Origin of the sequence: Flavobacterium sp., assembly GCF_030146175.1 — a bacterium.
Taxonomy (GTDB): Bacteria; Bacteroidota; Bacteroidia; order Flavobacteriales; family Flavobacteriaceae; genus Flavobacterium.
The window spans coordinates 1-11,603 of the sequence record NZ_JASLCE010000123.1; the positions used below are offsets into that span (position 1 = coordinate 1).

The following is an 11,603-nucleotide window of genomic DNA, read 5'->3' on the forward strand; positions in this document are numbered from 1 at the left end:
CGGATATGGGGTATTGAGCTGCGTAAAAGGTGGCGTGATCAGAAAAATTGTTGTCGGCTTCATTGGCGATACATCATTGAGACTGCAAAAGTATCATATTTTAAAGAAATAAATACGGATTGCGTATTACAACTGTATCTTTTCGATGGTGTTCAGTTTATCCACATACAGTATCGTCTCATCACTATCGCGGTCGGCTTCAAACATCGGTAAAAAACGCGCCCCATAAATTACTTCGCGTAAGGTATACGAAGTCCGCTTTACAACGGTAGTACTAAACATATCGTCAAAAACTTTGACAAAAATCAGAATTTCGCCTTTCTGATTTTGATAATCCGCTTCGGTAAAGGTATATAATGGACTATTTTCGGTAATCGCATGTACCAACGTCCAGCTTAACGTTAGCATATTAATTTTGTCCAGTTCGAGATCCAGCGAAAAAAATTTATTGACTTTTTTACCATCTTCTTCCAGACTTAATCCAATTGTTGCCTTAGCTTCGGCTTCCATCAGGTTGGTATTCTTATAAGGTGTCATTCGCAACATCAAGGCTTTCCCTTCTTTATAGGGTGCAATGACAGCATTATCCGAAAAACGGATCAAGGCTTTGGGCTTACTGAATCTTCCGTAAAACAAACCGGTTGCAATCGCGAAGCTCAACAATCCGAATAAGGCTTCGACCGAAGCCACAAAACTGGTCATAAAACCGGTTGGGCTAATATGCCCGTAGCCTACGGTAGTAAAAGTCTGCGCACTAAAAAAGAACGCCTGTCCGAACTGATCAACTGCTGTTACCGCATTGATACCCTGTAAGTGCTGTACACCAAGCACAAAGTAAATACAGGCGAAAATAAAATTTACGATCAGGTAAAAGGCGAAAATGATAAACATAAATTTCCAGCGTGGTACATCGATCATCGCATGGTACCAACTGATACGTTCTGTTATACCGATTCCCACTTTCCGGACATTGGCATTTCCGTCTTTGTTTACAAATCGTGCCCCATAAATGGAAGCATTACTCCCAAAGCCAGTATTTTCATCTGCTTTAGCTCTGGAACTGATACGCTTTAGGAATGCCATAGTAATTTTTAAGTAAAGCTAATAAAAAATCAGTTTGAAAGCTACTTCAATAAAAAAGCCCCACTTTTTAAGTGAGGCTTTCTATAAAATATAGTGTTCTTATTTACTCAAGTACATTTTTCGTCTGGAGTACAATTCGTAGAACTGATCGTCTTTTAGGTCGTCGATAAACAGGATACTTTCTCCTGTTGATTTCATTTCGGGACCTAATGCCTTGTTTACGTTTTTAAACTTGCTGAATGAGAATACCGGTTGCTTGATCGCATATCCTTTTAAATGTGGATTAAAATCAAAATCGGTTACTTTATTCACACCTAACATTACTTTAGTCGCATAGTTTACATACGGTTCGCCATAGGCTTTTGCGATAAACGGTACTGTACGTGAAGCTCTTGGATTGGCTTCGATGATGTAAACCGTATCGTCTTTAATCGCAAACTGTATATTAATAAGTCCTACCGTTTTTAAAGCCAGTGCAATTTTCTTGGTATGGTCTTTAATCTGTTGCATTACAAATTCACCCAGGTTAAACGGTGGCAACGTTGCATTACTATCTCCGGAGTGAATACCACATGGTTCGATATGCTCCATGATACCGATGATATATACATTTTCACCATCACAAATCGCATCGGCTTCCGCCTCAATCGCCCCGTCCAGGTAATGATCCAGCAATAGTTTGTTATTCGGGATTTTACGCAGTAAGTCTACCACATGCTCTTCCAGTTCCTGTTTGTTGATCACAATTTTCATTCCCTGTCCACCCAATACATAAGAAGGACGTACTAATAATGGGAAGTCCAGTTGATCCGCCAATTTTGAAGCTTCCTCGGCACTTTCGGCTACTCCGAATTTCGGGAAAGGAATTTTTAATTCTTCCAGTAATTCCGAAAAACGTCCTCGGTCTTCCGCTAAATCCAAAGCATCAAAACTGGTTCCGATGATCTTAACACCGTATTTTGAGAGTTTTTCAGCCAGCTTTAAGGCGGTTTGTCCTCCTAACTGCACGATCACACCTTCCGGTTTTTCGTGACGGATGATATCGTAGATATGCTCCCAGAACACCGGTTCGAAATACAATTTATCCGCCGTGTCGAAATCGGTGGATACCGTTTCCGGATTACAGTTGATCATAATTGTTTCATAACCGCATTCCGATGCTGCCAATACCCCGTGAACACAAGAATAATCGAATTCGATACCTTGTCCGATACGGTTGGGTCCGGAACCTAAAACGATTACTTTTTTACGGTCGGATACGACGCTTTCGTTATCTACATAACGGGTTCCGTCGGCTTTTTCGATTTCCGCTTCAAAAGTGGAATAATAGTATGGTGTTTGCGCTTTAAATTCGGCGGCACAGGTATCTACCAGTTTGTAAACCCTTTTTACACCTAAATCTTCACGCAATTTGTAAATCTGACTTTCCAGACATCCTAACATATGCGCAATTTGTCTGTCGGCAAATCCTTTTTGTTTCGCTTCCAGTAACAATTCTTTGGTTAGGGTGTCGATATTGTGTTTGGAAATTTCTTTTTCCAGTGCATATAGTTCTTCATATTGTTTTAAGAACCACATGTCGATTTTAGTGATTTCGTGGATACGGCTTAACGGAATTCCCATGGCAATCGCATCGTAAATCACGAATACACGATCCCAACTCGCATAGGTCAGTTTGTCAATAATCTGATCGTAATTGGTATATCCTTTCCCATCAGCACCTAATCCGTTTCGTTTAATCTCCAACGATTGCGTTGCTTTGTGTAAGGCTTCCTGGAACGAACGTCCGATTCCCATTACTTCCCCTACGGATTTCATCTGTAATCCAAGCGTTCTGTCGGCTCCTTCAAATTTGTCGAAGTTCCAACGTGGTATTTTTACAATTACATAGTCCAAAGTCGGTTCAAATAAGGCCGAAGTGGATTTTGTAATTTGATTTTGCAATTCGTCCAAACTATACCCTAAAGCCAGCTTGGTGGCAATTTTTGCGATTGGATATCCCGTCGCTTTCGAAGCCAATGCCGAAGAACGCGATACACGCGGGTTGATTTCAATCGCAACAATGTCTTCTTTTTCATCCGGAGAAACAGCAAACTGTACGTTACATCCACCGGCAAAGTTTCCGATGCTTCGCATCATCAGGATTGCCATATCCCGCATTCTCTGGAATGTTCTGTCGGATAAAGTCATCGCCGGCGCCACTGTGATACTATCTCCGGTATGGATTCCCATTGGATCCATATTTTCGATGGTACAGATAATCACTACGTTGTCGTTTTTATCTCGCAATAATTCCAGCTCGTATTCTTTCCAACCTAATAACGCTTTATCAATTAACACTTCATGGATTGGAGATGCTTCCAGTCCGCGGGTTAATAAATCGTCGAAATCTTCTTTTTTATGTACAAAAGCAGCTCCTGTTCCACCCAATGTAAATGACGGACGGATTACTAACGGGAAACCGAATTCCTGTGCAATTTCTTTTCCTTTTAAGAAGGAATTAGCCGTTTTCGCCGGTGCTACCGGAATTTCGATTTTCGCCAGCAATTGTTTAAACTGCTCGCGATCTTCGGTAACATTAATGGCATTTACATCAACACCGATCAATCGTACGTTAAAATCCTGCCAGATTCCTTTTTCGTCTGCTTCCAGACATAAATTTAAGGCAGTTTGTCCTCCCATAGTTGGCAAAACCGCATCAATTTGCGGGTGTGCTTTTAGGATTTCGATAATGGATTTTGTAGTTAAAGGTTTTAAATAAATATGATCGGCCATAGAGGGATCCGTCATAATAGTCGCCGGATTGGAATTGATCAGGATTACTTCAATTCCTTCTTCGCGAAGCGATCGTGCCGATTGCGATCCGGAGTAGTCGAACTCACAGGCCTGCCCGATTACGATAGGCCCTGAACCGATAATTAAAACCGATTTTATTGAATTGTCTTTAGGCATTGTGTTGTGTTGTATGTAGTTATTTTATTTTTAACGAAAAGATATAAAAAAAGGCGTTACCTTAAATGAGTAACACCTTTATTTATGATTTCTAAAATCATTATTTTTTATGTCTTGGTTCTGATGAAACCGTTAACTTATGTCTTCCTTTAGCTCTTCTACGTGCTAATACTTTTCTTCCGTTAGCAGAAGCCATTCTTTCCATGAAACCGTGCTTGTTTCTTCTTTTTCTTTTTGATGGTTGAAACGTTCTCTTACTCATTGCTTTTATCTTTAAATCGTGTTTTTAAATAGGATCAGCTTTGAAATTCTCTCGCTTCAAAACCGAGTGCAAATATACAAAGAGTTTTATTTCTGGCAAGTCCTTTTAAAAAAATATTTTTATTTCTGTTAACTACTTTGTCCTTTAGCAGTTACTGCGAGCTGCTTTTGCTTGTAAACCGGCTTCGGAAAACTTAATTTCGCCCACTCGTTTCATTTTATTACATTTGCAAACTTAAAACAAAAACAATTATGTTTCACAGAAATATTAAACTGATTATAGCCGCTTTAATCATTGCGCTTGGTATCTGGCAATTCACAGAGAGCAACATCGGAAACGGAATTTTCTTAGTACTGCTTTCGTCTATTTTTATTTTATTGTATTTCAAAAACGAGTTTATTTTACTAGCGTTTTTAAAACTTCGGAAACAGGATTTCCCCGGTGCTCAAAAATGGCTTGCTTATATCAAAAACCCGGAAACGGCTTTGGTTCGCAAACAACAGGGATATTATAACTACTTAAACGGATTAATGGTTTCCCAAACCAATTTATCAGCGGCTGAAAAATATTTCAAAAAAGCGATTGAATTAGGTTTGAATATGGATCAGGATTTGGCATTGGCAAAATTAAACCTTGCCGGTATCGCCATGACTCGCAGAAGAAAGCTGGAAGCGACCAATCTTTTAAACGAGGCTAAAAAACTGGATAAACAGAATATGTTGAAAGATCAGATCAAGATGATGAAAGATCAGATGAAGAAAATGTAATCCAAAAATTAAAAAATATCATGAAAAAACGCCCAAAAAGGCGTTTTTTTTATGCATTTTACACAACTCTCTCAAATTGTCCGTATCTTTATAAATAGATGTTTAGCTTCAAAAAACAAGTACCCCCAAAAGTATTTGCCTATGAAAAACTTCTATTTTACAAGTATCGTTTTTATCTTACTATCTTCTACAGTCACTGCTCAAGATACCCAATCTATTTTGTTTTCGCATACCCTGCATCGGAATTTAAAATTGTATTCCAAAAAGTCGGATATGGCCTATCGAAACGACAATATAGATCGTGCTAATTTTTTATTTGATTCCCTGGTTCGGTACCAACTCATAGGTACCACTTTCGACGATTTTAACTTAAAGCGGTTTCATAAAGGCCGACAGCGGATCAGTGCTTTTGAAAAACCGATTTTCCTGATCACTTATGCATCCTGGTGTGTTCCGAACAAAGGAGAAATCCCGGCACTAAACAAACTGGCCCGACAATATGGAAACGATATCCAATTTATAGTATTATACTGGGATCGAAAATCGAATTTAAAAAAGTTGTCAAAAAAATTTGATCATCGTATTCAGATTTGTTACGCTCACGAAACCTACAATAAAGATGCGTATCTGGTTTCCACCTTAAAACACAGTCTGGGATTTCCGATCTTATATTATTTAGACAAAAACCGAACCGTTGTTGCCATCAAGCGCAATACAGTCAAACCTATTCCGAAAGCGACGTATAGCAAAGCACTTGATGCCAACTATAAAGTTTTTAAAGACAACCTCAGCTGTCTTTTAAATACTAACGATTCACCGATACTGGCCAAGAATTAACGCTTATAGCCTTCTAACGGAATATCGATTGTATATTTTTTATTGGGCGTGATCACCAGTTTTTTATCGCGTAACCACGGGTTGTGAATTTTTAGAATCTTATAATTAATCCCCTGTTCTATAGCAAAAGCAGCCAGATCATCGATATTGGCCGTTACTTCTATTTTTCGTACCGGAATTTGCTGGTATAGCACGTCTTTCGGCAGATCGTAACCATATTTCGCCTGATTGGTCATAATTTCCTTTAAAGCCAGAATTCGGAAAACATAACGCGCCGTTTCATCATTAAGCAACAAATCGTAATAATCACTTACTTTCTGACTATCGATTTGCTTGTTTACACCGTTCATCCCACCGTTATAAGAAGCCGCTGCCAAAGTCCAGTTTCCAAACTTTTCTTTCGCTGACAACAAATATTTACAGGCCGCTTCGGTCGACTTTTCCAGATGATAGCGCTCGTCTACGGTTTCGGTTACTTCCATACCTTTTTCCTTCGCTGTTTCCGGCATAAACTGCCATACACCTCTCGCTCCGGCCGAAGACACCGCATTTATTAGTCCGCTTTCGATAACGGCCAGGTATTTAAAATCATCCGGAACACCATACTGTCGTAAAATGGGTTCAATTACCGGAAAAGCGCGATTGGCTCTTTTGATGATCAACGCTGTAGTTGCATGCAGATTTATATTGACCAAAAGTTCCCGATCCATTCTTTCTTTGACATCCGAAAGCGTCATGGGTGCTCTTTCGCCCGCAAAATCGATATTCATCGGCAAATACACATGGTTTTTCACATCTACATCCGTCCCGGTTCCGGCGTTGGTCCAATAAACCAAAACACCACTTGTTAGTATCACGGCGGCTACAATAGCCATTCTTTTCACTTTATTCATCTTCCGTATTTTTTATTGTATTTTCTCCTAAAATTATAGCCGGCAAATGACTATTTAGCCAGCGGTATTTATTTATGATCATCACATGAGTACCGCCTTTTATAATGATGGCATCATGGATATATTTTATCGGAAACACCTCATCGGCATCACCATGAATATGGACAATTTTGTCATCGGCTACTTTCCGATCCCAGGAGATTACCTGTTCCAACGCCCAATCCAGGTAGCGTTTGTCGCGCATCGATAAAAACTTTTCATATAATTTGATCCGACTTTGGGCTGTTTCGCCAAAGGCATATTTGGCCAACACTTCTATATTCGCAAACATACCCGTCGGGATCAATTTATAGGCTTTGGTTGTTTTAGCAAATTTCATTCGTTTCGGAAATTCCACTTTTGTTTTTACACTGGAAATAATGATGGTTTTCCGAACCGGAATAATCCGGGCAATTTCCTGAACCAATATACCTCCAAAAGAAACACCGATCAAAACCGGGTTTTCGTCCGTTATTTTTTCGGCCATTCTTTTCGCATACGCTTCCAAACTTTCTTTTGATTCCGGCAAAAACCATTCCAGCCAATGAACTTCAAATTGGTCTTCCGGTAATTTTATATTTTCAAAAATGGTAGGATTGGCTGCCAGTCCCGGCATTAAATAAACGGGTATTTTGCTCATTATCTGCTGTTTTAACGCTTCACTAACGTAGAATCTTATGTTTTTTTCCGAAATTTGTATAAAAATAATCCATTCCGGGTGATTTTACAATCACATTCCGGGTTAAATTATAATCAATTATTTCTCCCCTATGAATACGCTATATCATGGAAATTAAAGACAACGAATTATTACGCCAATTCGAAAATCAAACTGAAAACGGGTTATTAACAGTGGAGTATTCCCTTCAGGAACGCAAGCTTTTTCTAACCAAACTGAACCATACCGAAAAGGAAGACCCTGAAACTATCGATGCTTTTTTAAAAGCCATCATGAACAACGCCGAAGAAAAACGATTACGTGTCGTTCCGACACATCCTAAAATCACTTCTTTTTTTAGAAAAAATCCCGTTTATAAGGAATTATTACCACCGGGAATAAAAATATAATTTATAAAAAATGGCTGTCTTGTTATAAGGCCAGCCATTTTTTTATTTATCCCACCTGACAGGTGTTTTATTATACCGGAACGTTTACAAAGTCCATACGAACGGTTCCGTCTTCGTCTATTTTGGTAAGCTGAATATCGTGTAAGGTATTTACCAACTCCGGATTCCACGGGGTTTTTACTTTCACGTAGTTTTCGGTAAATCCATGGATATAACCTTCTTTGTTTTCACCCTCAAACAATACCGTTCTATGGGTTCCCAACTGACTTTCGTAAAAAGCGCGTCGTTTTTTAACCGAAAGTCCACGTAGCATTTTACTTCTTTTACTACGCACATTCATCGGCACCACACCTTCCATTTCGGCTGCTTCGGTATTATCTCTTTCCGAATAGGTAAATACGTGCAGGTACGAAATATCCAGTTCATTCAGGAAATTATAGGTTTCCAGGAACAATTCGTCGGTTTCGCCCGGAAATCCAACAATTACATCCACTCCGATACAGGCATGCGGCATTACTTCGCGGATTTTAGCCACTCTGTCGGCATATAATTCGCGTAAATAACGGCGTTTCATTTTTTTCAGAATCGTATTACTTCCGGATTGTAACGGAATATGGAAATGCGGTACAAACGTACGGCTTTGCGACACGAACTCGATGGTTTCGTTTTTTAATAAATTCGGTTCAATCGATGAGATTCGCAAACGTTCGATTCCGTCTACCTGATCCAATGCCTGAACCAGTTCAAAAAAAGTATGTTCGTGTTTTTTATTTCCGAATTCCCCTTTTCCGTAGTCACCAATATTAACACCGGTTAATACGATTTCCTTGATTCCCTGTTGTGAAATCTCCTTGGCATTTTTCATTACATTTTCCATCGTATCGCTACGGGAAATACCTCTTGCCAACGGAATCGTACAATACGTACATTTATAATCACATCCGTCCTGAACTTTTAGGAACGCACGGGTACGGTCACCAATCGAATAACTTCCAACATAAAAATCGGCTTCTTCAATTTCGCAGGAATGTACCTCGCCCATATCGTTTTTCGACAGGTCGTTGATATAATCGGTAATTTTAAATTTTTCGGTAGCTCCCAAAACCAGATCCACGCCATCTACGGCCGCCAGTTCTTCCGGTTTTAATTGCGCATAACAACCTACGGCTGCCACAAATGCTTTATCATTATGCTTAAGCGCCTTCTTTACAATCTGCTTGAACTGTTTGTCCGCATTTTCCGTTACCGAACAGGTGTTGATAACGTATATGTCGGCTATTTCCTCAAAATCCACACGGTCGAAGCCTTCGTCCTGAAAACTGCGCGCAATGGTCGATGTTTCTGAAAAATTCAGCTTACATCCCAATGTATAAAAAGCAACTTTTTTTCTGTTTTCCATAATGATAAGCTACCTATAAAGTAGTAACTTTAGTTATATTTACATCTTTTTAAAAAAGAGTTTGCAAAGTTACATACAAAATTCGGTTTGGTAAAATCCATTGGGAGATTTATATTCCTAATTCACATTATATTAAGACTTTACAACAACCGGTTAAACAGAAACCTATTTTTCTCAATGCGATCAATAATCTTTTCCATATCAGCCTTTTGTCTTTTGTTTTTGATGGTTTCCTGTGGTAAAAACAGTACCGAAGACAAGGATCATCTGGTTTTCCGTTATAACGAAAGTGCCAATATCAGCTCCCTTGATCCGGCTTTTTCCAAGAGTCAGGCGATAATCTGGCCCTGCAATCTAATTTTTAACGGACTGGTACAATTGGACGACAGTTTGCATATTCAGCCCGATATTGCCAAAAGCTGGACGATTTCGGCCGATGGAAAAACCTATACGTTTACCCTTCGCAACGATGTTTATTTTCATAAAAATGCACTTTTCGGAAAAGACAGTACCCGAATCGTTACCGCTCCTGATTTCGAATACAGTTTAAAACGATTGCGCGATGAAAAAGTCGCGTCACCCGGTGGCTGGATTCTGCAAACCGTAGCCGATATGAAAGCTAAAAACGACAGTATATTCGAAATCACGTTACAAAAACCGTTTCCAGCGTTTTTAGGATTGTTGTCCATGAAATACGCATCGGTAGTTCCAAAAGAAATCGTCGAAACTCCGGGTTATGATTTTCGGGCCAAACCTGTAGGAACCGGTCCTTTTCAGTTCAAATTATGGGAAGAAAACGTCAAACTGGTGTTGCGTAAAAATCCGTTGTATTTTGAAAAAGACGAACAAGGCGTACAACTTCCCTATCTGAAAGCCGTTGCTGTTACGTTTTTACCGGACAAACAAAGCGGATTTCTACAGTTTGTACAAGGTAAGCTGGATTTTGTTTCCGGACTGGATCCTTCCTATAAAGACGAAATTTTAACTCAAAAAGGCGATTTACAGCCCAAATACCAAAACGATATTAATCTGATAACCGGCGCTTACCTGAATACCGAATACCTTGGATTCCGTATGGATGGTACGGATAAAACCATACTGGACAAACGAATCCGCCAGGCGATGAATTATGGTTTCGACCGAAAAAAGATGATCCTTTACCTGCGTAACGGAATGGGAACACCGGCTACCAGTGGTATTATTCCGGCCGGATTACCGGGTTATGCCAATCTGAAAGGTTATGATTACGATCTGCAAAAAGCGCGAAAATTAATCGCCGATTATAAAAAAGCGACCGGCAATTCGAATCCAACTGTCTATTTGTCGACCAACGCTACCTATATTGATATCACGGAATATTTACAGCGGGAATGGCAAAAAATCGGTCTGAATGTTCAGGTAGACGTAACACCACCGGCTACGTTACGACAGGCGATTGCGACTGGAAAAGTTTCGTTTTTCCGTGCGAGCTGGATCGCCGATTATCCCGATGCAGAGAATTATCTTTCGTTGTTTTACAGTAAGAATTTTGCACCAAACGGTCCGAATTATACCCACTTTAAAAGTGCTGCTTTCGACGCTTTGTATGAAAAGGCATTTTTGGAAAACGACATCACCAAGCGAAATGAGCTATACCGCGAAATGGATGCGCTTATCATCGATGAAGCGCCAATCATTCCTTTATTTTATGACAGAGTCGCGCGATTCACCCGTAAAAATGTAGTCAACCTGGGAATTAATCCGTTAAACCTGCTACAACTGAAAAAAGTAAAAAAGCTACCGGATCATTCCTAATTCTTTCCCAAATCGCGGATTAAATTGCGTCCATTTATGTAATCATTACCTTTGAAACGAATGAAAATCCTGATAATAGAAGACGAAAAAGGACTTCGTGAAGTCATCCAACAATCGCTTGAAAAAGAAAAATTTATCGTGGAAACGGCCGCTAACTTTAACGACGGACTCGATAAACTGGGTTGTTATGAATACGATTGCGTCGTCGTAGATATTATGCTACCGGATGGAAACGGACTCGATTTAATTTCGGAAATCAAAGCATTACATAAAAAAGAGGCAATTATCATTATCTCGGCCAAAGACTCGGTAGACGATAAAGTCAAAGGACTGGACATCGGAGCCGATGATTATTTGAGCAAACCGTTCCATCTGGCCGAACTCCATGCCCGAATTAAATCGGCTATCCGGAGAAAAAGTCATAACGGCGATAACCTGATTCACTGGAACAACATTACCCTTTCGCCCGAACAGCGCACCGTTAGCGTAAACAATACCGAACTGACACT

The 11,603-nt window shown here is 39.7% G+C and carries 11 protein-coding genes; 5 read left to right on the forward strand and 6 right to left on the reverse strand.

What is annotated here, in order from left to right:
• Positions 1-126 precede the first annotated feature (126 nt).
• The 3 genes from Q1R07_RS14005 to rpmH all read right to left on the reverse strand — a co-directional run bounded on the left by Q1R07_RS14005 (position 127) and on the right by rpmH (position 4,297).
• Positions 127-1,083, reverse strand: coding sequence for an ion channel (locus Q1R07_RS14005; protein WP_300491447.1), 957 nt, complete (start codon positions 1,081-1,083; stop codon positions 127-129).
• Between the two features lie 99 nt (positions 1,084-1,182).
• Positions 1,183-4,035, reverse strand: a complete 2,853-nt coding sequence (carB, locus tag Q1R07_RS14010) for a carbamoyl-phosphate synthase large subunit (RefSeq protein WP_300491449.1) — start codon at positions 4,033-4,035, stop codon at positions 1,183-1,185.
• 100 nt (positions 4,036-4,135) lie between these two features.
• Positions 4,136-4,297: a 50S ribosomal protein L34 gene (gene rpmH / locus Q1R07_RS14015; protein WP_026979292.1), complete on the reverse strand. Its 162-nt coding sequence runs from the start codon at positions 4,295-4,297 to the stop codon at positions 4,136-4,138.
• Positions 4,298-4,548: 251 nt separating this feature from the next.
• On the opposite strand from rpmH, the gene Q1R07_RS14020 reads away from it, so the two are divergent.
• Together Q1R07_RS14020 and Q1R07_RS14025 are read left to right on the forward strand one after the other, a co-directional pair.
• Positions 4,549-5,064 (forward strand): DUF2892 domain-containing protein, encoded by a 516-nt coding sequence (locus Q1R07_RS14020; RefSeq protein ID WP_300491451.1) that lies wholly within the window; start codon positions 4,549-4,551, stop codon positions 5,062-5,064.
• Between the two features lie 141 nt (positions 5,065-5,205).
• A complete protein-coding gene (locus tag Q1R07_RS14025; RefSeq protein ID WP_300491453.1) occupies positions 5,206-5,901 on the forward strand; it encodes a redoxin domain-containing protein in 696 nt (231 codons plus the stop codon).
• Here Q1R07_RS14025 and Q1R07_RS14030 read toward each other — a convergent pair.
• Together Q1R07_RS14030 and Q1R07_RS14035 are read right to left on the reverse strand one after the other, a co-directional pair.
• Entirely contained in the window at positions 5,898-6,794 is an 897-nt protein-coding gene (locus Q1R07_RS14030; RefSeq protein WP_300491455.1) for a lytic transglycosylase domain-containing protein, read from the reverse strand. The genes Q1R07_RS14025 and Q1R07_RS14030 overlap by 4 nt on opposite strands.
• Complete coding sequence (locus Q1R07_RS14035; RefSeq protein ID WP_300491457.1) at positions 6,787-7,473, reverse strand: alpha/beta hydrolase; 687 nt, start codon at positions 7,471-7,473, stop codon at positions 6,787-6,789. Before Q1R07_RS14035 ends, Q1R07_RS14030 begins: the two co-directional genes overlap by 8 nt.
• A 146-nt stretch (positions 7,474-7,619) precedes the next feature.
• On the opposite strand from Q1R07_RS14035, the gene Q1R07_RS14040 reads away from it, so the two are divergent.
• Positions 7,620-7,901, forward strand: coding sequence for an N-acetyltransferase (locus Q1R07_RS14040; protein WP_300491458.1), 282 nt, complete (start codon positions 7,620-7,622; stop codon positions 7,899-7,901).
• Between the two features lie 70 nt (positions 7,902-7,971).
• Here the strand turns inward: Q1R07_RS14040 and mtaB are convergent, their stop codons facing one another.
• The gene (gene mtaB / locus Q1R07_RS14045) at positions 7,972-9,300 is read right to left on the reverse strand and encodes a tRNA (N(6)-L-threonylcarbamoyladenosine(37)-C(2))-methylthiotransferase MtaB (RefSeq protein WP_300491460.1); all 1,329 of its coding nucleotides are present in this window, start codon (positions 9,298-9,300) and stop codon (positions 7,972-7,974) included.
• A 177-nt stretch (positions 9,301-9,477) separates the two neighbouring features.
• Between mtaB and Q1R07_RS14050 the strand changes: the two genes are divergently transcribed.
• Both Q1R07_RS14050 and Q1R07_RS14055 read left to right on the forward strand, forming a co-directional pair.
• Positions 9,478-11,094, forward strand: a complete 1,617-nt coding sequence (locus tag Q1R07_RS14050; protein ID WP_300491462.1) for an ABC transporter substrate-binding protein — start codon at positions 9,478-9,480, stop codon at positions 11,092-11,094.
• A gap of 60 nt (positions 11,095-11,154) precedes the next feature.
• Positions 11,155-11,603: response regulator transcription factor (locus Q1R07_RS14055; protein ID WP_300491464.1), on the forward strand; the 449-nt coding region annotated here is incomplete at its 3' end.